We start from the raw sequence: 20,998 nt of genomic DNA, 5'->3' as shown, positions 1-20,998 counted from the left end.
CGAATCTCTCGAACTATTTCGAATTCGTCGACAGTGCGGCTAGCGTTCACCTCGCTATTCGGCATATTAGGGATTGCCCCGAGGCGCTATGATACCGGCCTGACATCAGCGCCCATCGTAGCGAAACGGCGATCCGGGCAGGCTGGGGTGCCTTGCTTTCGCCGTTCGCGAGACGAACAAGGCGTTGACTGAAAAGAACGATATTCGGCCAGTAATCGATGATTGAAAACCAGCAGGAAGCAGTTTCTCTGCGGCGCGCGTGCGCGTCGCTGGCCATGGCGGCGTTGCTCGCGGGGTGCGCGTCGCCACCGGATGCAATCCAGCGGAAAACCGGCTGGATGCGCACGGAAGTCGCCGACTCCTACGTCTATGCGTATCCGCTCGTGCTGATGGACGTCGCGAAGGAAGCGGCGACGGGCGGCGACGGCGCGCAACCGGGGCAGGCGCCGCTCAACACGCTGCGCCACGCGCAGGCGCTGCCGCCCGTCGGTGCGGTCAATCCGCCGCTGCCGGGCGTCGACACGCTCGACTCGACCGGCTGGCTCGACGTCGCCGCCGAACCCGTGATCGTCACGCTGCCCGACACGCGCGGCCGCTACTGGGACGCACGTGCGCTCGACATGTGGACGAACGTGTTGTGGTCGTCGTCGAGCGTGGCCGCACGCGGTGCTCGCGGCGGCGCGCGATCGCAAACGATTGCCTTCGCCGCGAAGGACTGGCAGGGTACGCTGCCGAAGGGCGCGCTGCGCGTGGACGTGCCGCCGGCCAATGCGTGGCTCGAAGTGCGGCTGCAGACAAGCGGCGGGCGCGACCTCACGAACGTGAAGAAATTGCAGCGCGCGATCCGCGTGGTGCCGCTGTCCGTTTACACGGGCGCCGCGCGCGGCGCGTCGGTCGCGGTCCATGCGGGCAGCGCGCCGTCCGAAGCGCTGAGCGGCGGCACGCCGGCCGAGCAGGTGGCCGCGCTCGACCCGAAGGCGTTCTTCGCGCGCTTCGCGCAGGCGCTGCAGGACAACCCGGCGCCGGCCGACGACGCGCATGCGCATGAATCGCTCGGCGACATCGGCGTGTCGGCCGGCTACCCGGTGCTGTGGACGGGCGACCGCCTCGCGGCCGCGACGGCCGGCGTCGCCGAGGCGCGCGCGCGGCTCGCGGCGCCGCCGTCGAACCTGCTGAACGCGAACGGCTGGAGCTGGATCGGCGATGCGGCCGGCAAGTACGGCCAGGACTACGCGCTGCGCGCGTACGCGGCCTACACGCAGCTCGGCACCGCGACGCGCGACGACGAGACGCTCGCGGTCGTGCGCGTCGACAGCGACGGTCATGCGCTGAACGGCGCGAACCGCTACGTGCTGCATTTCGCGCCGGGTGCGCTGCCGCCGGTGCGTGCGTTCTGGACGCTCACGCCCTACACGACGAACGGCGCACTGCCCGACGTCGGAGCGGCGCGCCGCTCGCTCGGCGATCGCGACCGGCTGCGCCGCAACCACGACGGCTCGATCGACATCGTCGTGTCGGCGTCGCCGGGTGGCACGAATGCGGCCAACTGGCTGCCGGCGCCGCGCACCGACTTCGCGCTCGCGTTGCGCCTGTATGCGCCGAAGCCGCAGGCGAGCGACGGGTCGTGGATGCCGCCCGTCGTCGTCCGGAAATGAACGGATGACCGCCACCGTTGTCCGACCGGCGGGCGCGGTGGCGCCCCGATTCCGTACCGTCACCTCCTGAGCCTATACTTTCGGGATAGCATGCGCGGCCGCCCGGTTCTCCGGTGCGGCCCGGCATCCGTTCCCGAGGCATTCAAGCATGGCAAGCGCAGACAAAAAAACCGTATCCTCGACCCTCCATGCCCTCGGCGGCGTTGCACGCTCGCGCCGGACCCGGCGTATCGGCATCGGCGTGCTGATCTTCCTCGTTTTGTTCGGACTGCTCGGGTTCTTCGCGGCGCCGCCGCTGATCCGCCATATCGCCGAACAGCAACTGAGCCAACAGCTTGACCGGCCGGCCACGATCCAGCGCATCGCGCTGAACCCGTACACGCTGAATCTCGAAGCCGACGGCATTCACGTCGGTGAGCGCGGCGGCCAGGGCGACTTCATCGACATCGGCAAGCTCGTCGTGAGGCCGTCGTGGTCGTCGCTGTTCCGCGGCGCGCCGATCGTCAACGAAATCCTGCTCGATTCGCCGCGCTTTCATATCGTTCGCTACGACGCGCAGCGCTTCAACTTCACCGACCTGATCGAGAAGTTCTCCACGCCGTCCAAGCCGGCGAGCAAGCCGACGCAATTCTCGGTGTCGAACATCCAGGTCAACGACGGCCGGATCGATTTCGACGACCGCCTGCTGAACGAAAAGCACGTCGTCGACAACTGGACGCTCGGCATCCCGTATATCGCGACGCTGGCGTCGAAGACCGACATCTTCGTCCAGCCGACGTTGCGGATGCGTTTCGACGGCAGCCCGATCGCGATCGACGGCAAGACCAAGCCGTTCGCGCAGTCGCGCGAATCGGAGATCGCGCTGAAATTCGACCGGCTCGACGTGCCGAAACTGATCTCGTATGCGCCGACCAAGCTGCCGGTGGCCGTGGCGAGCGGCTTGCTGAGCAGCAACCTCACGCTCAACTTCGCGATGAACGGCGAAACGCCCGCGCTGCGCGTGTCCGGCACCGTCGACCTGAACGACGCGAAGGTGACGAGCCCGGCGTCCGAGCCGCTGTTCGCCGCGCGCGGCGTGCACGTCGCGGCGACCAGCCTCGAGCCGCTGCGCAATGCGCTGCATTTCGACGAGATCCGGATCGACCAGCCCGTCGTCGACCTGTCGCGCGACAAGCAAGGCGTGCTGAACGTCGAGAAGCTCGCCGCGCAGCCGGCCGCCGCACCGAAGGCCGCTGAGGGCAAGCCGGCGGCATCGGGCGCGGCGGCGTCCTCCGCCGACGCCGCGAGCGGCGCGAAGGCCGAGGCCGATGCGAAGGAAGCGCCGCCGCTCGACCTGACGATCCGTCATTTTGCGATCGACGGCGGCACGATCAACGTCGACGATCGCGTGCCGGCCACGCCGAACGCGGTCTCGCTGACGAAGCTCGCCGCGACGCTCGACGGTTTCTCGCTGCAGGGCAAGACGCCCGCGAAATACACGCTGTCGACGTCGCTGTCGCGCGGCGGTGACGTGCGGGCCGAAGGCGCGTTCACGCTCGCGGAGAAGCAGGCCGACACGAAGCTGACGATCGATGCGCTCGCGCTGCCGGCGTTGCAGCCGTATCTCGGCGAAGCGACGCGCGCGCGCGTGCTCGACGGCACGCTCGGCGCGACGATCAACGCGAAGACCGACTGGGGCAAGACGCCGCTCGAAGCGCAGGTGGCCGACAGCACGGTGAGCCTGAAATCGCTGAAGATCGCGACGCCCGATAGCAAGACGCCCGCGATCGTGCTGCCCGACGCGAGCGCGAAGATCGCGAAGGTCGACGTCGCCACGCGCACCGCGGAGATCGCGAGCGTCGATGCGACCGGGCTCGCGCTCGACGTGAAGCGCCTGAAGGACGGCAACATCGACCTCGCGGCGCTGGCCGGACCGGCGCAGGCATCGGTGCCCAAGCGCACGGTCGCGCGCAAGGCCGAGGCCGCCGCGCCGTCGTGGCATTACCGGATCGACGCGCTGAACGTGAAGGATTCGTCCGCGAACTTCACCGACCTGTCGACACCGCGCCCGGTGAAGCTGGCGATCAAGCCGCTGGAGCTGTCGGTGCAGAAGCTCAGCGACGACATGACGAAGCCGCTGCCCGTGCAGCTGAAGGCGACGCTGAATCGCAAGGGCTCGCTGAACGTGACGGGCGACGTGACCGCGCAGCCGCTGAAGCTCGGCCTGAAGATCAACGGCAACCGCCTCGACGCGGCCGCGTTCGAGCCGTACTTTGGTAGCGCGCTGAACGCGACCATCGCGAGCGCGCTGCTCAACGCACAGGGCAACCTGACGTTCGCGCAGGTGAAGGACGCGCCGCGCGCGACCTATCGCGGCGACGTCGCGCTCGTCGACGTGCGGATGCTCGACAAGGCGACCTCCGACCCGTTCGCGGGCTGGCGCTCGCTCGCGCTGACGAACCTGAAGGCGAACTACGACGAGAAGGGCACCGACGTCGACGCCGCGCGCGTGACGTTCTCGAACTTCTACGGCCGCGTGCTGCTCGACGCGCAGGGGCGCCTGAACCTGAAGGACGTCGTCGCGAAGGAGACGGGCCCCGCGCAGTCGCTCACGCGCGACGCGAGCAAGGGCGAACCGGTGCCGCTGTCGCCGCAGGCCGCGTCGGCGCCGGCGGTGGCGCAGCCCGCGTCGGCCGCGTCCGCGACGGTGGTCGTGAAAGCCGCGACGCCGCCGCAGAACCCGGTGCGGATGCATTTCGGCGAGCTGCTGCTGCAGAACGGCCGCGTCACGTACACCGACAACTTCATCAAGCCGAACTACACGGCGAACCTCGTCGCGATCAACGGCACGATCGGCGCGTTCGGCACGGATTCGACGACGTCCGCGCCGGTCGACGTCGCCGCGAACCTGTCGGGCAACGGGCCGATCTCGATCAAGGGCTCGGTGAACCCGCTGATCGAGAAGCCGGCGCTCGACCTCACGGCGACCGCGCACGACATCGAGCTGACCAATCTGACGCCGTATTCGGCAAAGTACGCGGGTTATCCGATCACGAAGGGCAAGCTCAACGTCGACCTGCACTACCAGCTCGTGAACGACCAGCTGCAGGCGAACAACCACATCTTCATCGACCAGCTCACGTTCGGCGATCGCGTCGAAAACGACACGGCGACGAAGCTGCCGGTGAAGCTCGCGATCTCGCTGCTGAAGAACACGCGCGGCCAGATCGACGTGAACCTACCGGTGTCGGGTTCGCTGGCGAATCCGGAGTTCAGCGTCGGCGGGCTGATCTGGCATGCGGTGCTGAACCTGATCGCGAAGGCCGTCACGTCGCCGTTCACGCTGCTCGCGAACGCGTTCGGCGGCGGCGGCGAGGATCTCGGCTACGTCGAGTTCGCGCCGGGTACCTACGCGCTGACCGACACGCAGCAGAAGAAGCTCGACACCGTCGTGAAGATGCTGACCGAGAAGTCGTCGATCCGCCTCGACCTGATCGGCCGCGTCGATCCGGCGAAGGACACGTCGGGGCTGCGCGACGCGTACGTCGACCGGCTGGTGCGCCAGCAGAAGCTGAAGGACGTGGTCGGCCAGGGCGAGAGCATTGATCCGATGTCGGTGAAGGTCGAGCCGGCCGAATACAGCAAGTACCTGACGCGCGCGTACAAGGCCGCGGACTTCAAGAAGCCGCGCAACCTGGTCGGCTTGCAGAAGACGTTGCCCGATGCGGACATGAAGCAGGCGCTGGCCGATCACGCGCCGGCCGACGACAACGCGCTGCGCGCGCTCGCGCAGCAGCGCGCCGAGTCGGTGCGCCAGTACCTCGACGGCAAGATCGATTCGAGCCGTGTGTTCGTCGTCGCACCGAAGCTCGATGCGAAGGGCATCGAGGACAAGGGCGCGACGACCCGCGTCGACTTCGGGCTCCAGTAACGCGTCGTTTCATCTGCTGTCGCCGCGCCCGCACCTGCCGGGCGCGGCGGCTTTTTTTCAGCGCGCGGCGATCGCCGGCTCGCGCTTGTCCAGCTCCTTCTTCGCGGCCAGCGGCAGACGCGCGTCATCCCAGTGCGTCAGCCATTCGACTTCCTTCGCCGTGAACACCTGTCCGTAATTGCGCAGCGCGTACTGCAGCGCGTCGACGACGTGATGGCGAATGATTTCGGGGGTGCGTGCATCGTCCAGCACGAACCGGAGAGCTTCCAGGGTCGACATACTCGTGCTCCGGGTCAGGGAAAACCCTTTATCACACGCCAATAGTCGCGGGCCAAGCCGAAAAAAATTCCGGGCGCGCACCGATGCCCGGCGCGGCAACGCATTGCGACGGCTTCATGTCACTTGCGATTGGTTACGTTTGACAGAGAACAGAAAGCCCCGCTTCATCCGACCGCCGCACGATCCGGCGATATTTTGCGCGCCTGATGGCAAGTCACGCAGTTCAACATCAATCGATGAGGTGGGGTGATGATTTCGTTTTTCGGTAAGCAGCGGAAGATGGCCGTGATGGTGGCGGGCGCGCTGGCGCTCGCCAGCATGGGTGCGCACGCGGCGCAGCAGGACGGCGACAGTCAGGGCGAGGACCGTGGCCACGCGAGCCGCGTCGTGAAGCACGTGCTGCTGATCAGCGTCGACGGTCTGCACGAGCAGGATCTCGCGCGCTGCATCGGCGCGAACACGTGTCCGAACATCGCGGTGCTCGCGCAGCACGGCGTGACGTACACGAATGCGTACACGCCCGGCCTGTCGGATTCGTTCCCGGGCCTCGCGGCGCTCGTGACGGGCGGCTCGCCGAAGACGGCCGGCCTGTTCTACGACGTGTCGTATGACCGCAACCTGTATGCGCCGAGCGACACGACGTGTTCGGGCAAGCAGGGCTGGAACGTCGTGTTCGACGAAACCACGGGCATCGACGCCCAGAACGGCGGCGCGCTGATCCACCTGAACGGCGGCGGCGCGTTCAACCCGCAGGCGATCCCGCATGCGCGCGTGGGCGGCCAGTGCGTGCCGGTCTACCCGCACAACTACGTGAAGACCAACACGGTGTTCGAGGCCGTGAAGGCGGGCATCCCGAACGCGCATACGGCGTGGGCCGACAAGCACGCGTGGGGCTACGACTGGTTGAACGGGCCGTCGGGCACCGGCGTCGACGATCTGATGCGCACCGAGATCAACTCGATCGACCCGGCGACGAACACCGACTACACGGACGTCTATTCGCACACCGCGCGCTTCGACAACCTGCACGTGCAGGCGCTGATCAACCAGATCGAAGGCCGCGATTCGACGGGCACGAAGAGCGCGCCGGTGCCGACGCTGTTCGGCGCCGACTTCCAGACGCTCAGCGTCGCGCAGAAGGCGCCGGTCGCGAAGGGCGGCGGGTATCTCGACGCCGACTTCACGCCGAGCGGGGAGGTCGCGAACGCGATCACCTATGTCGACAACTCGATCGGCCATGTCGTCGCGGCGCTGAAGCAGGCCAACCTGTACACGTCGACGGCCGTGATCGTGACGGCGAAGCACGGCCAGTCGCCGACCGATCACACGAAGCTCGTGAAGAACGGCGACACGCTGTCGAAGCTGCTCGAAGCGAACAACTACCTCGACCCGAACGGCAACTTCGGCCAGAACAACACGACGACGGGCAACCTGAACGACGGTTCGGGCCTGGTCGGCACGGGCTTCGTGCAGACCGACGACGTCGGCCTGATCTGGCTGCGCGACCGCAACCAGCGCACGGCCGTCGTGCAGACGCTGAAGGCGAACCTGAGCTGCAATGCGCCGGGGATCTGCGCGGACGGCTCGCAGGCGTACATCCTGTACGGCGCGGCGCTCGCCGACCGCTTCGGCGATCCGGCCAACGGTCGCACGCCGGACATCATCGTCCAGCCGAATCCGGGCGTGATCTATACGTCGAGCACGAAGAAGGACGAGGAGCACGGCGGCAACGCGCCGGACGACAGCCACCTCGGCCTGCTCGTGTCGTACCCGGGCATCCACCGCGCGCGTACCGTGAACGATCTCGTCGGCACGAAGCAGGTCGCGCCGACGATCCTCGAGCTGCTCGGTGCTGAACCGCGTCTGCTGCATGCGGTCGTGGCCGAGAACACGCGCGTGCTGCCGGGGCTCGGTATCGGGCGCTGACGGGGCGTGCCGGTGGCCGCCTTCGGGCGGCTTCCGGCACCGGACGCGCGGCGCCGTTCGGCCGATGGCCGGCGGCGCCGCGTTTTTTTTGCATGACGATGCCGGCTACGCCGACGCTCACGCGTTCGCGGATTCGCCGAGCATCCATTCCCTGAAGCGCCGCAACGCTTCGCTCGTTTCGAGGCGCTCGGGCGAGTAGCACAGGTAGTGCCCCTGCGCGTCGACGTCGACCGGCGCGTCGAACGGCTCGATGAGCGTGCCGGCCGTGAGATTGTCGAGGATCAGGAAGCGCGGCACGAGGGCGATCCCGAGCCCCGTCTGCGCCGCCGGGATCAACACCGAGTACTGTTCGAAGCGCGGCCCCGCGAGTGCGTTCATCTGCGTCACGCGATGACGCTCCGCCCAAGCGGACCACGCGATCTCGGCCTGTTCGTGCACGAGGCGCGGCGCCGCCACGACGTCGGCGGGCGCGCGCAGCGCATGCCGGTCCGCGAATTCACGCGAGCAGACCGGCACGAAGGTCCGCCCGTCCAGGTAATCGCTCTGGACACCTTCCCATGCACCGTCGCCATAACGGATCGCCGCGTCGAGACCGAACGGGAACATGTCGCCGGACGCGAGATGACGGCGAAAGCTCAGCGTGACGCTCGGCGCCGTGGCCAGAAAGCGCGCGAGCCGCGGCACGAGCCACTTGGTCGTGAAGGTGGGCACGCTCGCGATCGTCAACTGGTCGACGGACTCGCGCGCGCTCAGCAGTTCGATCGATGCGTTGCCGATTTCGCGCAGCGGCCCGACGACACGGGCGTGATACACCTGCCCGGCGCGCGTCAGCGCGAGATTGCGTCCCTCGCGCACGAACAGCTTCACGCCGAACAGCGCTTCGAGGTTCGCGATCTGCCGGCTCACCGCGCTGGGTGTCAGGCCAAGCTCCCGCGCCGCGTACGAAAAATTCAGGTACTTGGCAGAACTGGCGAAGGCGTGCAGTTCCGCCACGTTCGGATACAGGTTCCTCATCGCCGACTATTCCCTCCGCGCACAGATCGATGCGGGCTTTGTACGTTTTTTTCATGACGATGCCATGTCGAAACCACACACTTCGCCTGTCCCGATCAAGCGCGTCAGCCCAGTCCGGCGGGCGCTGCGCGACGTCATTCCTCATCCGCAGCGAGCGTGTCCATGCATCCGTCAACCACCCCGGCACTGGCCGATGGTGTTCCGATTCGTCGTAACAAAGCCGCGCGCCCGAGCGCCTGGCGCTTCGTGTCGCAGGCGTTCGTCGCGGTGTTCGGGGTCTACCTGCTGCTGCCGATTGCGTTGCTGCTGATCGGGTCGGTGGGCCAGTCGTGGACGAACACGCTGCTGCCCACCGGCTTCACCTTGCACTGGTTCACCGATCTGGCCGCGAACGGGAGCTTCACCCGCGCGTTCGGCGTGAGCCTGATGGTCGCGCTGGCGTGCTGCGTGCTCAATGCAGTGGTCGGCCTGCCGCTCGCGTATGCGCTGCATCACCGCGCGCAGGCGGGGCGCGGCATCGCGACCCGCATCGTGATGCTGATGCCGGTCGGCGTGCCGGCGCTGACGCTCGGTTTCGGCTACATCGCGATCTTCAGCGGCGACACGCTGCCGTGGCTCGGCACGTTGCCGCTGATGGTCGCGGCGCACGCGGTGCTGACGCTGCCGTATCTGCTGCAAACGCTGCTCAGCGACCTGCGCCATCGCGGCCTCGAGCGTCTCGAAGCGTGCGCGGCGACGCTCGGCGCGACGCCGCGGCGCCAGTTCTTCACGATCGTGCTGCCGAACCTGCGGCACAGCCTGTTTTCCGGGCTCGTGATGGTGGCCGCGCTGTCGATCGGCGAATTCCAGATCTCGAACCTGATCGCGGGCTTCCGCTATCGCAACTATCCGATCGTGCTGCTGCAGGCGTTCTACGGCGCGTCGGGGATGGCGTGCGCGGCGACCGTCGTGCTGCTTGTCCTCGCCGTGCTGGCGACGCTCGTGTCCGTCAGCACCGTGCAACGTCTGAAGTGAGTCCGTCATGAGTCTCGATTTCGAACACGTCAGTTTCCAGTATCCCGGTGCGCGTCACGGCGTCGACGATGTCACGCTGTCCGCGACGCAAGGCGAGCTGCTCGCCGTGATGGGACGCAGCGGTTCCGGTAAATCCACGCTGCTGCGGCTCGCGGCCGGCCTGCTCGACGGCTATCGCGGCCGCATCGCGATCGGCGGCGACGACGTGGCGGGCGTGCCCGTATGGCGGCGCGAGGTGGGCATGGTGTTCCAGCACTACGCGCTGTTCCCGAACCTGTCGGTCGTCGACAACGTCGCGTACGGCCTGCGGATGCGCGGCGTCGCGGCCGAAGCCCGGCGCCGGCGCGCGCTGGAGATGCTCGACCGGGTCGGCCTGTCGGCACATGCGGATCGCGGTATCGCGATGCTGTCCGGCGGGCAGCAGCAGCGCGTCGCACTGGCCCGGGCGCTCGTGATCGAACCGAAGCTGCTGCTGCTCGACGAACCGCTGGCGGCGCTCGACGCCGGCATCCGCCATCAGTTGCGCGACGAAATCCGCATGCTGCAGCGTGCGTGCGGCGCGACGACGCTGCTCGTCACGCACGACCAGGACGAGGCGCTGAGCATGGCCGATCGCGTCGCGATCGTCGACGGCGGCCGCGTGCTGCAGGCGGGCACGCCGCGCAGCCTGTACGAGCGCCCGGCCTCCGCGCAAGTCGCGCGTTTCGTCGGGCATTCGACACTGCTGCGCGGCCGCGTGCTCGCGCAGGGCACGATCGACGTGCGCTTCGCGATGCTCCGCGCGGAGACGGGCAAGCACCGGCCGGGCGCCGAAATCGACGTACTGGTGCGGCCTGAACTCGTGCAGGCCGATCCGCCGGCCGACAGCGTGAACCGCATCGCCGGACGTTCCGGCGAAGTGCGCTATTTCGGCGCGACGCAACGCTACGACTTCATTCCCGCCGGCTCGACCGACACGCTGTTGTGCGAAGGGCGCGAGCCCGCGGTGCAAAGCATCGCCATCGAGCCTCGCCATCTGCTCGTGCTGCCGGCGGCGCCGGGCGCGCGATGACCCATTTCATTCAACGGAGATTCACGATGTTTGCAGGCCATCCTCTTGTGAAAGCCTTGCGCGTCCGCGTGCTGGCGCTCTGCGCGTTCGCGGCGCTCGCTGGTGCGTCGGCCCACGCCGCGCCGCTGTACCCCGGAGAAGACGCGCTGTACGCGAAGGCCGCCGACGAAGGGCTCGTCGTGTCGTTCGACACGGGCCCCGAATGGGCGAACTGGAAGGCGTTGTTCGCCGAATTCCGCAAGCGCTATCCGAAGGTCGAGATCACGTACAACGACATTGGCTCAGCGGCCACCGTCGTCGCGCTCGACAAGTCGCGCCGCCGTCCGCAGGCCGATACCGCGTATTACTTCGCCGCGTCGGCGCTCGACGCCGAGGGCAAGGATGTCGTCGCGCCGTTCAAGCCGGTCAACTTCGACAAGCTGCCGAACGTCTTCCGCGCGGCCGACGGCCGCTGGTTCGCGGTGCATTCGCTGAACATCGCGTTCCTCGTCAACAAGAAGCTCGTCAAGAACGCGCCGCAGCGGTGGTCGGACCTGCTGAAACCCGAGTATCGCAACGCGGTGGTCTATCTCGACCCGCGTTCGACGGGCCAGGGCCAGGTCGCGGTGTTCGCGGCCGCGTATGCGAACGGCGGCAGCGTCGAGAACCCGAAACCCGGCGCGGAATTCTTCGGCAAGCTGAAGAACGCGGGCAACGTGCTGCGCGTCGAGGGCACGACGCCGTACGCGAAGTTCGTGAAGGGCGAGATCCCGATCCTGATCGGCTACGAGAACGACGGTCTCAAGGCGAAGTATGTGGATGGCATGGGCGACGCGGCCGACGTCGTGATTCCGCAGGACGGCAGCGTGTCGGCGCCGTATGCGATGAGCCTCGTGAAGAACGGCCCGAACCCGTCCGCCGCGCAACTGTGGCTCAACCTGGTGATGAGCGACGTCGGGCAGGCGCTGTTTGCGCAAGGCTACGTGCGTCCGGCGGTGTCCGGTACGCCGGTTGCGCCGGATGTCGCGGCGAAGTTGCCGAATGCACCGCAGGTGCGCCCGCTCGACGTCGTGAAGGCGGCGGCGCGCAAGGCCGAGGTCGACCAGCTCTGGTCGCAGGCGACGCTCGGCAAATAAGGAGCGGACGATGCACGCCTCGTCAATCGAACACGGCGCGCTGCGCCGCTTCGGTGCGGTGCCCGCGGCCGCGCTGCTCGCGGTGTTCTTCGCGCTGCCGCTCGCCGCGCTCGTCGCCGCGGCATTCACGGACAGCGGCCGCGCGTTTGCCGCCGTGTTCGGCGATCCGCTGGTCGGCTACGCGATCGTGCGCTCGTTGGCGCTCGCGGTGTTCGCCGGCACGCTGTCGGTCGGCGTCGGCATGCCGGTTGCCTTCGCCTTGGCCGGGCAGTCGCCAGCCCGCCGCCGATGGTCGCTCGCAATGCTCGGCGTGCCGCTCGCGTTTTCCGGGCTGGTGATCGCGTACGGCTTCATTCTCGCGTTCGGCCGCGCCGGTTTCGTCACGACGCTGCTCGCATCGCTGGGCGCGAACGCGAACGAGATCGGCGGCGCGATCTACACGATGCCGGGGCTGGCCGTCGCGTATGCGTACTACCTGATCCCGCGCGTCGCGCTGATGCTCTATCCGGCGCTCGCGAACCTCGACCGGCGGCCGCTCGAAGCCGCGCTGACGCTCGGCGCGCGGCCGTGGCGCGCGTGGCTCGACGTCGCATGGCGCGAGCTGTGGCCGTCGATCGCATCCGCGTGGTGCCTCGTGACGGCGATCGCGCTCGGCACCTATGGCACCGCGATCGCACTGGCCGGCACGCAGATCAACATCCTGCCGCTGCTGATGTATCTGAAGCTGTCGGACGGGCAAACCGATTTCTCGCAGGCGGCCGTGCTGTCGATCGTGCTGACGGCAATCTGCACCTGCGTTCTTGCATTGGGGGAAGGCCTTGTTCGGCAACGGCGTCATTGAATGGTCGGAAGCGGCGCGCGACGCGCTCGCGCAACTGGCGGAACGGCAACGCGGCGTGCGGCGGCATCGGATGCCGGTCGGCGTGATCGGGCCGCGCGAAGCGACGGAGCTGCAGTTGCACGTGGCCGAACGGATCGCGCACGGGCTCGCGGGGGCGGGCGTCGCGCTCGTCGGCGGCGGCAAGCAGGGTGTGATGGAAGCCGCCGCGCGCGGCGCGCATGCGGCGGGCGGCTGTGCGATCGGGTTGCTGCCGGAGGACGATGCGCAGCACGCGAATCCGTATCTGAGCGTTGCGCTGCCGACCGGGCTCGGTATCACGCGCAACGCACTGATCGCGCGCGCGTCGCTGTGCCTGATCGCGGTGGGCGGCGGCCTCGGCACGCTGTCCGAAATCGCGCTCGGCCTGCAGTGGGGCAAGCCGGTTTTTGCGATGTGCGACGCGCCGCAGGTGGCGGGCGTCGAATGCTTCGACGAAGCGGATCGGCTTGTCGCGCATGTCGCGCGATGGTTGTCCGAGTCGGCGTAGGTCGGTATCCCGTCTGACGGGGTGTGTGGTATCCGGTGGTATCAGGCTGTATCGGTCGAATGGTCTGCGGCCAATACGTGAACGGGCCGTTCGCGATCGGTGCGGCCTACCTGTACGCGACCAATGCATTCGGCGCGAACGGCGGCGCATGGACCGGCTCTTACGACGGCACGTTCGCATCGTCGATCAACGAGGGTTTTGCGTCGTCGAAGAGCATGCAGATCGTCGCGGCCGCGTCGACCTACCAGATCGGCGCGGTGACGCTGGGCCTGTCGTACAGCAACACGCAGTATCGGGCGGGCGCGTTCTCGACGTTCCGGGGCAACGCGACCTACAACTCGATCGGCGGCACGGCGTCGTGGCAGGTGTCGCCGGCGCTACGCGTCGCGACAGGCTACGACTTCACGCGCGGCAGCTCGGTCGGCGGCGAAGCCGCGCCGAAGTATCACCAGCTGAACCTCGCGACGTACTACTCCCTGTCGAAGCGGACCGCGCTCTACGGTCTCGTCGGCTACCAGAAGGCGAGCGGCAAGACGCTCGATCCGTACGGCAACGTCGTTGACGCGACGGTGTCGGTCGGCGACGTCGGCAACGGCATTTCGTCGGCGGGCGATACGCAGACGCTCGTGCGGGTTGGCCTGCGGCACACGTTCTGATCGCGACGCGGGTTTTTCTCCGGCGCTTTGATGCGGCCCTTGTGCGATGCGAGGGCCGTTTTTTGGGGAGGGGGCGAGCGGGTGAAGGGGAACGATGGCGCCGCATGCGCTTGATTTCGTCGGAGCACATCGCCATATTGACCGCACACACTCCTTCAACAATGCACCAAGAGGTTTTCGATGCGCCTGATTCTTGCCCTGCTGGTCCCGTGGCTGCAGTTCTTCACGATCGGGCGTCCAGTCGCCGGGCTGATCTGCTTGGTCTTGCAACTGACGCTGATCGGCTGGATCCCGGCCGCGATCTGGTCGGTTTATGCGCTGAGCCAGTACAAGACCGATCGCAAGATCGAGGACGCGCTGGGCGGTCGACGCTGAGCGGGGCCGGGTTGGCAATGGCGCACTTTCCGATGTTTTTTCCGTTGCCATCCTGTTTCGGAAGAATTCTATATAATTCATGCAGATAAATCGCCATGATTTGTATATTTTTCTGCCGAAATGAATCAGTCATGCACTATTCAACTCCACGCCAACGGCATCTGGCATGACGTCGGTGTTGTCAGCCTGCTCGGGCAAGCCGGGGAGGGCTGGCGTAGCCGCACGTATACGGGATACGACATCGAATGGGCCGTCGAACACCGGTCTGCCAAGGACGCGTACGCGATGACCTGTCGCTTTCCGGTCGGCCTCGAGCCGCTGGATCAGCCGCATTGGCCGGTATTCCTGATTGACTTGTTGCCGCAGGGTTTCGGTCGTCTTGAGCTGCTTCGCCGGCTTGGGTTGCCGGAAATGGCGGAAGAGGGCGCCGACTGGCCACTGTTGCTGGCGGGAGCCGGCAATTCGATCGGCAATCTCCGCGTAAAGGAGGCCGCACAGTGGCTGGCCGAACGGCGGGGGCCGCTGCAAGGTTTCACGGATGACGAGATTGCGACGCGCGGCGATGCGTTCAGCGAGTTTCTTGCCGCACACGGGTTCTTTGTGGCCGGATCGTCGGGTGTGCAGGGCGAATGGCCCAAGCTGCTGCTGACTCGGGCCGACGACGGCCTTCTCTACCTGGATCACACGCTGCCCGACGAGCGAGCGATCGCGCATTACATCGTGAAGTTCGGACGTGGCACGAATGAGCGTCTTGCGCAAATTCTGCGCCACGAGGCGGCATACATGGCACTCGCGCAATTTCTTGGCCTGCGTGTGCATGCGCCGTTGACGCTGCGCGGCCGATCCCTCTTTATCCCTCGTTTCGACCGTGTGCGCGGTGTGTCGGGCGTTGCCCGGCTCGCACAGGAAAGTATCGCGTCGTTGACCGGCAGGGCCGGTTTCGGCGTCGTGCCGACTCACGATGAGGTGTGCTGGCATCTCGTGCGCGAATGCACGGATCCGCAAGCCGAGGTGAGCGAATATCTGTGCCGCGACGTCGCGAATCTGGCGCTGGGCAACAAGGACAATCACGCACGAAACACTGCTTTGCAGCGTGACTTCGACGGCCGCGTCGCGCTTACGCCGCTATACGATTTCGCGCCGATGTACTTGCATCCCGACGGCATCGCCAGACGCATTCGCTGGCAAGACAACGACGGCGGCAGCCCGGATTGGACGCGCGTGCTCGACACCGTCGTCCGGGCGAGTGAGCCGCAGCCCGGGGAAACACATCGGACACTCGATCGCGGCGCGCTGGCGGCGCGGCTGCGCGACATGGCGCCATGTCTGCGGAAACTGGCCGACCATGGCGCGGATTTCGGGCTGGAGCCGGACGTGCACGCGCATCTGCGGCCTGGCATTGCACGGCTTGCAGGCGAAATGGCCGCACTCTGATCCTGCCGACGACACCATGGACAAGCGCTACAACACGCTGTCGCTTCCCGACCAACTGGCGCTTCGTCGGCAGGCGATCGAGGATGTTCTTTCGCATCCCGAATGGACGTTGCGGGAATCCGTGCGCCATCTCAAACGCACGATGCGGCTGACGAGCGTGGAAATGGCGAAGCTCGCGGGCGTATCGACAAAAACGATTCAGGATATCGAACAGGGGCGCAGCGACGGCACGGTGCAGACGATGAACCGAATCTTCGGCATGCTGGGGCTGAAGCTCGGGGTCGTGCGCGAGTCGCCATAGCGGCTGACGCCGCCGTCACTCCGCCACCGGCCCGTCCAGTTCCTCGGCCCGCGCGAACAGCCAGTCGACGAACGTGCGCAGCGACGGATCGTCGTCGTTGCGATACAGGCAATGAAACGGCGGCCCTTCGAGGTGGACCTCGGGAAACAGCGCGACGAGCCGGCCGTTCGCGATGTCGTCGCTAACGACCGCGCGCGGCGCAAGGCACACGCCGAGCCCGCTCGCGGCAGCTTTCACCATCAGAAAGAACTCGCGATAGAACGGCCCGCGCAATGTCTCGGTGACGTCCGAGCCGGCCTGGTGGAACCAGTATTGCCACGCCTGCGGCATGCCCGCGTAGTGCAGCAGCGGCGCGTTGCGCAGGTCCGCCGGCACGCGCACCCGTTCGAGCACCGGATGGCCGGGCGCACACACGGGCACCGCGACGGTCGCGAGCAGCGGACGCGACACGAAGCCCTTGCGGCGCAACTCCGGCGTATAGCGGCGGATCACGATGTCGCAGGTTTCGTCGATCTGGTCGCGTTCGGCGTCGGCGGTCGTGACGAGCTGCACGTCGATATCCGGATGCGCGGCCTGGAATACGGCCAGTTGCGTCAGCAACCATCCGTGCGCGAACGACACCGATGCGTTGATCCGCACCGGCTGGCCGCCCTCCGGTTCGAACATCTGCCCGGTCGCCTGCGCGAGCCGGCCGAGGCAACTCGCGACGTCGACGAGGTAATGCCGCGCGCGCGGCGTGAGCCGCAGCGAACGCCCGTCGCGTTCGAACAGCTTCTGCCCGAAGAACGATTCGAGTACGCGGATCTGCTGCGCGATCGCGCTCTGGGTCACGTTCAGTTCCTCGGCGGCGAGGGTGAGGCTCTGCAGGCGGCCGGCGGCTTCGAAGCTGCGCAGCGCGTTCAGGGGCGGTAATCGGCGCATCGTGAGATCGCGAAGAAAAGCTAAACAGTGGGTCAAAAAATGTCGTTTGTGGCGGCCCGGGTGCCTCCCTATCATGGCGCCGACAGGAGAGAACGCCCCGATGACGATCATATCGCCACCCGACACCCGGGCAACCGGAATTCGCCACCGTCTTCGCCTCCGGCGCGCGGCGCGCCGCCTGGCCGCAGTGCCGCCCGCGCGCGGCCGCGGCGCACTGGCGCTCGCCTGTGCCGGACTGTTCGCGGCGCTGACCGGGTGCGCGACGAAACCCGACAACGAGCGGCAGATCGGCAACGGCGGATCGCTGGTGCGCTACAGCTCGAGCCAGACCGAAGTCGACCTGACCGATACCGAGCAGCAGACGCTGCGCATGCTCAGCGATCGCCGCTATGCGGATGCGACGCAGGCGCGCACGCTCGACGCGGTGGCCGGCGTGCTGCGCGCGCAGGGTTATGCGCCGGTGACGGTCGATCGCGATTCGGGGCTGGTGGAAGCGGGGCGCAGCGACGCGCTGATCCCGAAGTGGCGTCAGCTGTTGCGCGGCGCGCTGAAGGCGCGCATCGGGATGCTGCCGACGAAGCCCGATCATGAACGCGTGGCCGCTATCGTGACGGTTCGGGCGGGGCGGGAGGCGCACGTCGCGATCGTGCGGGCACGATTCGATCGCACGGTGTGGGACAGCGCCGGCGATTCGCGTACCAAGACCGTCATGGAGCCCGGGTACTACCAGGCGTTCTTCACGGAAGTGGACAAGGCGATGTGCGCGACGAAGTGCGAGCGGTGAGTGCGCCGGTGCGTGAAAGCGGGGGATTGCGATCGCCACGGCAGCGTGCCGGCGGCGACGGCAGTGAGCCGGAGGCGGGATGCGCGGAACGGGTCCGGCATTCGCCCCGGCGAGCAACGCAGAGGGTGCTTACTTCACCGCAAACAGCGTCAGGTTCATGAAGATCTTGAACGCGTAGCCGAGCGTGACGGCGCCGATCACGCCGCCCGCCCACAGCACGACGAACCACATCCAGCCGCGCATCCGCGGTCGCGGCGCCTCGGGCGGGCGATCGGCGGAATCAGTGGTGGTAGTAATGCTGGTCTTCATGGCGCACCTTGCCTCGGAATACCCAGTAACCCATCGTCGTGTAGGCGATGATGATCGGGAGGATAACCGCTGCGCCGACCAGCGTGAAGGTCTGGCTGGAACGCGGCGCCGCCGCTTCCCAGATCGTCATGGTCTGAGGAATCGCGTACGGGAACAGCGTGACGAGCAGACCGACGTAGCCGAGCAGCACGAGCGCCAGCGCGAGCACGAACGGCATCATGTCGTGCCGGTCGCGTACCGCGCGACGCATCCACACCGCGCACCCGGCGACCAGGAACGGCACCGGCAGCAGGCGCCAGAACAGCCCCGAGTCGAACCAGCGCTGCGCGATGGCGGGATCCTGCAGCGGCGTCCACAGGCTGACGACCGCGATGAAGCCGAGCAGCACGATGGTCAGCGGCCACACGACGCGATGCAGCCGGCGCTGCAGGTCGCCTTCCGTCTTCGCGACGAGCCAGCAGCAGCCGAGCAGCGCATAGGTCACGATCAGGCCGAGGCCGGTCAGCAGGCTGAACGGCGTCAGCCAGTCGAATGCGTCGCCCGCGAACACGCCGTCCTTCACGTCGATACCCTGCAGGAACGCACCGAGCGCGATGCCCTGGAACAGCGTCGCGCCGGCGGAGCCGCCGATGAACGCGAGATCCCACAGGTGCTTCGTGCGCCGCGCCTTCGCGCGGATCTCGAACGACACGCCGCGGAAGATCAGGCAGACCAGCATGAAGATCAGCGGCAGGTACAGTGCGGACAGCACGGTCGAATAGACGATCGGGAACACCGCGAACAACCCGGCGCCGCCGAGCACGAGCCACGTCTCGTTGCCGTCCCACACGGGGGCGACCGTGTTCATCATCAGGTCGCGTTCCTTCTCGTCCGGGAAGAACGGGAAGACGATGCCGATGCCGAGGTCGAAGCCGTCGAGCACGACGTACATGAAGAGCCCCAATGCGATGATCGCGGCCCAGATTACGGTGACGTCCATAGGTTTTCTCGTGTGCGGATGGGGTGGGCTCAGACGGTTTCGATCAGCTCGTCGACGGCCGACATCGGGCGGCGCGCGGTGTGATCGGGGCGCGTGTCGGGCGTGTCGTCGTGCTTCACGTCGGGCAGCGCGGGGCCGGCCTTCATCAGCTTCAGCATGTAGTACACGCCGGTGCCGAACACGAGGAAGTACACGATCACGAACGTCATCATCGACAGGCTGACCTGTTGCACCGACAGCGGCGACACGGCCTGCGCGGTGCGCATCACGCCATACACGACCCACGGCTGGCGACCCGCCTCGGTCGTCACCCAGCCCGCGAGCAGCGACACGAAGCCGGTCGGGCCCATCACGAGCGCGAAGCGCTGGAATCCCTTCGATTCATACAGGCGGCCGCGGCGGCGCAGCAGCCACGCGAGCGCGGCGAGGCCGATCATCGCGAAGCCGAGGCCGACCATGATCCGGAAGCTCCAGAACACGACCGTCGAGTTCGGGCGATCTTCGGGCGGGAAATCCTTCAGCCCGCGGATCTCGCCGTCCCAGCTATGCGTGAGGATCAGGCTGCCGAGGTGCGGCACCTTCACCGCGTAGCGGGTCGTTTCGGCCTTCATGTCCGGAATGCCGAACAGGTTGAGCGGCGTGCCGCCCTTCTCGGTTTCCCACAGCCCTTCGATCGCGGCGATCTTCGCGGGCTGGTGCTTCAGCGTGTTGATGCCGTGCTGGTCGCCGATCACGGCCTGCAGCGGCGCGAGCACGAGCAGCAGCCACAGCGCCATCGAGAACATCTTCTTCACGCTCTTGTCGCGGCGGCCCTTCAGCAGGTGCCATGCGGCGGTTGCGGCCACGACCAGCGCGGCGACGATGAACGCGGCGATCGCCATATGGAACAGGCGGTACGGGAACGACGGGTTGAAGATGATCGCGAACCAGTCGGTCGGTACGACGCGGCCGTCAACGATCTCGAAGCCCTGCGGCGTCTGCATCCAGCTGTTCGACGCGAGGATCCAGAACGTCGAGATCAGCGTGCCGATCGCGACCATCAGCGTCGCGCCGAAGTGCGCGCGCGGGCTCACGCGGTTCCAGCCGAACAGCATGATGCCGAGGAAGCCGGCCTCGAGGAAGAACGCGGTCATCACCTCGTACATCAGCAGCGGCCCGGTGACGGCGCCCGCGAAGCTCGAGAAGCCCGACCAGTTGGTGCCGAACTGGTAGCTCATCACGACGCCGGAGACGACGCCCATCCCGAACGCGACCGCGAAGATCTTCGACCAGAACAGACAGAGGGTTTTGTAGTACTGCTTGCCGGTCTTGAGCCAGCGATATTCGAGCACGGCGATGAAGCTGGCGAGGCCGATGCTCAGCGCCGGGAAGACGATGTGAAAGGAGACGGTGAACGCGAATTGCAGGCGGGCCAGATCGAGGGCCGAAAGTGCGGTGTCCATACAGTTGACCGAAGCTGACGATACCCGCCGACGGGTGCCGGCGGACCCCGACGGACAGGCGTCGGGGTTGGCTGGAGTATGTGCCGCGATGTTGCACCGCGAAATGTGCCAACTCGTCGCAGATGTCCAGCCCGCCGCGCGCGATTTCGGGATAAATCGTTGATTCGTATCAAGAAGGCCGTCCGCCGCGCGCGCGGCCGCGGCGCGGCGGTCTGACGCACGTGCGTCAATATGGCGCGTCGCGTCATCGGAACGGTTTCGCGCCTGCGGAAATTGCGCGCCGGGCGGCCGGCGCGCGGCGCCGTTCACGGCCGATCGGTTTCGCCGTGTTAATGCGTAACGCGAACGCCCGTGCCGGCGGGCCGTCGCCGGTGGCGGCTGTCACACGGGTAACGTCGCGCAACATTGGCGGGGTCGCCCGTAATGGATGCCGGATCGCGTGCGGCGTAGCGTGCGGGGTATCGGG

Annotated in this window: 18 protein-coding genes and 1 pseudogene; 13 read left to right on the top strand and 6 right to left on the bottom strand. The window is 67.1% G+C overall.

Going from position 1 to position 20,998, the window contains the following annotated elements; genetic code table 11:
• Positions 1 to 218: 218 nt before the first annotated feature.
• Both VL15_RS13295 and VL15_RS13290 read left to right on the top strand, forming a co-directional pair.
• Complete coding sequence (locus VL15_RS13295; RefSeq protein ID WP_048246052.1) at positions 219 to 1,655, top strand: DUF1254 domain-containing protein; 1,437 nt, start codon at positions 219 to 221, stop codon at positions 1,653 to 1,655.
• A 148-nt stretch (positions 1,656 to 1,803) separates the two neighbouring features.
• The gene (locus VL15_RS13290; protein WP_048246050.1) at positions 1,804 to 5,565 is read left to right on the top strand and encodes a DUF748 domain-containing protein; all 3,762 of its coding nucleotides are present in this window, start codon (positions 1,804 to 1,806) and stop codon (positions 5,563 to 5,565) included.
• A gap of 57 nt (positions 5,566 to 5,622) precedes the next feature.
• Here VL15_RS13290 and VL15_RS13285 read toward each other — a convergent pair whose 3' ends face one another.
• Positions 5,623 to 5,844 carry a hypothetical protein gene (locus tag VL15_RS13285; protein WP_048246048.1) on the bottom strand — a complete coding sequence of 74 codons (222 nt, stop codon included), beginning with the start codon at positions 5,842 to 5,844 and terminating at the stop codon, positions 5,623 to 5,625.
• A gap of 249 nt (positions 5,845 to 6,093) precedes the next feature.
• On the opposite strand from VL15_RS13285, the gene VL15_RS13280 reads away from it, so the two are divergent.
• A complete protein-coding gene (locus VL15_RS13280; protein ID WP_048246046.1) occupies positions 6,094 to 7,770 on the top strand; it encodes an alkaline phosphatase family protein in 1,677 nt (558 codons plus the stop codon).
• Positions 7,771 to 7,887: 117 nt separating this feature from the next.
• Here VL15_RS13280 and VL15_RS13275 read toward each other — a convergent pair whose 3' ends face one another.
• Positions 7,888 to 8,784: a LysR substrate-binding domain-containing protein gene (locus tag VL15_RS13275; protein WP_048246045.1), complete on the bottom strand. Its 897-nt coding sequence runs from the start codon at positions 8,782 to 8,784 to the stop codon at positions 7,888 to 7,890.
• Between the two features lie 162 nt (positions 8,785 to 8,946).
• Between VL15_RS13275 and VL15_RS13270 the strand changes: the two genes are divergently transcribed.
• From VL15_RS13270 to VL15_RS13230, 9 genes and pseudogenes are all read left to right on the top strand, one after another.
• A complete protein-coding gene (locus tag VL15_RS13270; RefSeq protein WP_048246043.1) occupies positions 8,947 to 9,798 on the top strand; it encodes an ABC transporter permease in 852 nt (283 codons plus the stop codon).
• A gap of 7 nt (positions 9,799 to 9,805) precedes the next feature.
• The gene (locus VL15_RS13265; protein WP_048246042.1) at positions 9,806 to 10,849 is read left to right on the top strand and encodes an ABC transporter ATP-binding protein; all 1,044 of its coding nucleotides are present in this window, start codon (positions 9,806 to 9,808) and stop codon (positions 10,847 to 10,849) included.
• 26 nt (positions 10,850 to 10,875) lie between these two features.
• Entirely contained in the window at positions 10,876 to 11,964 is a 1,089-nt protein-coding gene (locus tag VL15_RS13260) for an extracellular solute-binding protein (protein ID WP_048246040.1), read from the top strand.
• A gap of 10 nt (positions 11,965 to 11,974) precedes the next feature.
• Positions 11,975 to 12,805, top strand: a complete 831-nt coding sequence (locus VL15_RS13255; protein WP_048246038.1) for an ABC transporter permease — start codon at positions 11,975 to 11,977, stop codon at positions 12,803 to 12,805.
• A gap of 70 nt (positions 12,806 to 12,875) precedes the next feature.
• Positions 12,876 to 13,331 carry a TIGR00725 family protein gene (locus VL15_RS13250; RefSeq protein WP_155420207.1) on the top strand — a complete coding sequence of 152 codons (456 nt, stop codon included), beginning with the start codon at positions 12,876 to 12,878 and terminating at the stop codon, positions 13,329 to 13,331.
• 62 nt (positions 13,332 to 13,393) lie between these two features.
• Positions 13,394 to 13,987, top strand: a pseudogene (locus VL15_RS13245) (porin); the annotation flags it as partial.
• A gap of 180 nt (positions 13,988 to 14,167) precedes the next feature.
• Entirely contained in the window at positions 14,168 to 14,362 is a 195-nt protein-coding gene (locus tag VL15_RS13240) for a YqaE/Pmp3 family membrane protein (protein ID WP_048246034.1), read from the top strand.
• Positions 14,363 to 14,482: 120 nt separating this feature from the next.
• Entirely contained in the window at positions 14,483 to 15,796 is a 1,314-nt protein-coding gene (locus VL15_RS13235) for a type II toxin-antitoxin system HipA family toxin (protein WP_048246032.1), read from the top strand.
• A 16-nt stretch (positions 15,797 to 15,812) separates the two neighbouring features.
• Positions 15,813 to 16,097 carry a helix-turn-helix domain-containing protein gene (locus VL15_RS13230; RefSeq protein WP_048246030.1) on the top strand — a complete coding sequence of 95 codons (285 nt, stop codon included), beginning with the start codon at positions 15,813 to 15,815 and terminating at the stop codon, positions 16,095 to 16,097.
• 15 nt (positions 16,098 to 16,112) lie between these two features.
• Here the strand turns inward: VL15_RS13230 and VL15_RS13225 are convergent, their stop codons facing one another.
• Positions 16,113 to 17,018 carry a LysR substrate-binding domain-containing protein gene (locus tag VL15_RS13225; RefSeq protein WP_048246028.1) on the bottom strand — a complete coding sequence of 302 codons (906 nt, stop codon included), beginning with the start codon at positions 17,016 to 17,018 and terminating at the stop codon, positions 16,113 to 16,115.
• A gap of 100 nt (positions 17,019 to 17,118) precedes the next feature.
• Here VL15_RS13225 and VL15_RS13220 point away from each other — a divergent pair, with 100 nt between their 5' ends.
• On the top strand, positions 17,119 to 17,802 hold the full coding sequence (locus tag VL15_RS13220; protein WP_048246024.1) for a hypothetical protein: 684 nt from the start codon (positions 17,119 to 17,121) through the stop codon (positions 17,800 to 17,802).
• Positions 17,803 to 17,931: 129 nt separating this feature from the next.
• Here the strand turns inward: VL15_RS13220 and VL15_RS13215 are convergent, their stop codons facing one another.
• From VL15_RS13215 to VL15_RS13205, 3 genes are read right to left on the bottom strand one after another with little or no spacing between them, the layout of a single operon-like run.
• A complete protein-coding gene (locus VL15_RS13215) occupies positions 17,932 to 18,111 on the bottom strand; it encodes a hypothetical protein (protein ID WP_034187692.1) in 180 nt (59 codons plus the stop codon).
• Complete coding sequence (cydB, locus tag VL15_RS13210; RefSeq protein ID WP_048246022.1) at positions 18,083 to 19,090, bottom strand: cytochrome d ubiquinol oxidase subunit II; 1,008 nt, start codon at positions 19,088 to 19,090, stop codon at positions 18,083 to 18,085. The genes VL15_RS13215 and cydB overlap by 29 nt, the downstream gene beginning before the upstream one ends.
• Before the next feature lie 29 nt (positions 19,091 to 19,119).
• On the bottom strand, positions 19,120 to 20,532 hold the full coding sequence (locus VL15_RS13205; protein WP_048246020.1) for a cytochrome ubiquinol oxidase subunit I: 1,413 nt from the start codon (positions 20,530 to 20,532) through the stop codon (positions 19,120 to 19,122).
• Between the last annotated feature and the right edge of the window lie 466 nt (positions 20,533 to 20,998).

This window comes from Burkholderia cepacia, from assembly GCF_001039005.1.
Classification (GTDB): Bacteria; Pseudomonadota; Gammaproteobacteria; order Burkholderiales; family Burkholderiaceae; genus Burkholderia; species Burkholderia theae.
The sequence above is the reverse complement of the archived record's forward strand: the minus strand, read 5'-3'. Positions and strand labels throughout refer to the sequence as shown.

What these genes read in the sequence shown, in the direction of transcription:
- VL15_RS13295 (WP_048246052.1), top strand. Translation starts at nt 219, where the DNA reads ATGATTGAAAACCAGCAGGAAGCAGTTTCTCTGCGGCGCGCGTGCGCG.
- VL15_RS13290 (WP_048246050.1), top strand. Translation starts at nt 1,804, where the DNA reads ATGGCAAGCGCAGACAAAAAAACCGTATCCTCGACCCTCCATGCCCTC.
- VL15_RS13285 (WP_048246048.1), bottom strand. Translation starts at nt 5,844, where the DNA reads ATGTCGACCCTGGAAGCTCTCCGGTTCGTGCTGGACGATGCACGCACC.
- VL15_RS13280 (WP_048246046.1), top strand. Translation starts at nt 6,094, where the DNA reads ATGATTTCGTTTTTCGGTAAGCAGCGGAAGATGGCCGTGATGGTGGCG.
- VL15_RS13275 (WP_048246045.1), bottom strand. Translation starts at nt 8,784, where the DNA reads ATGAGGAACCTGTATCCGAACGTGGCGGAACTGCACGCCTTCGCCAGT.
- VL15_RS13270 (WP_048246043.1), top strand. Translation starts at nt 8,947, where the DNA reads ATGCATCCGTCAACCACCCCGGCACTGGCCGATGGTGTTCCGATTCGT.
- VL15_RS13265 (WP_048246042.1), top strand. Translation starts at nt 9,806, where the DNA reads ATGAGTCTCGATTTCGAACACGTCAGTTTCCAGTATCCCGGTGCGCGT.
- VL15_RS13260 (WP_048246040.1), top strand. Translation starts at nt 10,876, where the DNA reads ATGTTTGCAGGCCATCCTCTTGTGAAAGCCTTGCGCGTCCGCGTGCTG.
- VL15_RS13255 (WP_048246038.1), top strand. Translation starts at nt 11,975, where the DNA reads ATGCACGCCTCGTCAATCGAACACGGCGCGCTGCGCCGCTTCGGTGCG.
- VL15_RS13250 (WP_155420207.1), top strand. Translation starts at nt 12,876, where the DNA reads ATGCCGGTCGGCGTGATCGGGCCGCGCGAAGCGACGGAGCTGCAGTTG.
- VL15_RS13240 (WP_048246034.1), top strand. Translation starts at nt 14,168, where the DNA reads ATGCGCCTGATTCTTGCCCTGCTGGTCCCGTGGCTGCAGTTCTTCACG.
- VL15_RS13235 (WP_048246032.1), top strand. Translation starts at nt 14,483, where the DNA reads ATGAATCAGTCATGCACTATTCAACTCCACGCCAACGGCATCTGGCAT.
- VL15_RS13230 (WP_048246030.1), top strand. Translation starts at nt 15,813, where the DNA reads ATGGACAAGCGCTACAACACGCTGTCGCTTCCCGACCAACTGGCGCTT.
- VL15_RS13225 (WP_048246028.1), bottom strand. Translation starts at nt 17,018, where the DNA reads ATGCGCCGATTACCGCCCCTGAACGCGCTGCGCAGCTTCGAAGCCGCC.
- VL15_RS13220 (WP_048246024.1), top strand. Translation starts at nt 17,119, where the DNA reads ATGACGATCATATCGCCACCCGACACCCGGGCAACCGGAATTCGCCAC.
- VL15_RS13215 (WP_034187692.1), bottom strand. Translation starts at nt 18,111, where the DNA reads ATGAAGACCAGCATTACTACCACCACTGATTCCGCCGATCGCCCGCCC.
- cydB (WP_048246022.1), bottom strand. Translation starts at nt 19,090, where the DNA reads ATGGACGTCACCGTAATCTGGGCCGCGATCATCGCATTGGGGCTCTTC.
- VL15_RS13205 (WP_048246020.1), bottom strand. Translation starts at nt 20,532, where the DNA reads ATGGACACCGCACTTTCGGCCCTCGATCTGGCCCGCCTGCAATTCGCG.